The 387-nt window shown below is 48.8% G+C and carries 2 tRNA genes; both read right to left on the bottom strand.

The annotated features are described in order from the left end of the window. Window positions 1–123: 123 nt before the first annotated feature. Window positions 124–199 (bottom strand) — tRNA-Ala (locus SB765_RS28215). Between the two features lie 6 nt (window positions 200–205). After that, window positions 206–282: transfer RNA gene (locus SB765_RS28210), tRNA-Ile, on the bottom strand. Window positions 283–387 lie beyond the last annotated feature (105 nt).

Genomic DNA, 387 nt, shown 5'->3' with positions numbered 1-387 from the left:
TGAAACTGGTGTTCAGTCTATTTCTATCACATATCCGAATTTTTAAAGAACGATCTGACAAAAGTCAGAAATCAACATTCATCAACGAATGTTCATTTCTAAGTTCTGATCAAGTAAAGCGAGTGGTGGAGCCAAGCGGGATCGAACCGCTGACCTCCTGCGTGCAAGGCAGGCGCTCTCCCAGCTGAGCTATGGCCCCGCATATTGGTAGGTCTGGGCAGATTTGAACTGCCGACCTCACCCTTATCAGGCGTGCGCTCTAACCAACTGAGCTACAGACCTATATAGGGTCTTGATCGTCTTCGACAATGAATCAAGCAATTCGTGTGGGAGCTCATCAGCAGGCTGATGTCGTCGATTAAGGAGGTGATCCAGCCGCAGGTTCCC

The organism is Pseudomonas sp. SIMBA_067, from assembly GCF_046534675.1.
GTDB lineage: Bacteria > Pseudomonadota > Gammaproteobacteria > Pseudomonadales > Pseudomonadaceae > Aquipseudomonas > Aquipseudomonas putida.
The sequence above is the reverse complement of the archived record's forward strand: the minus strand, read 5'-3'. Positions and strand labels throughout refer to the sequence as shown.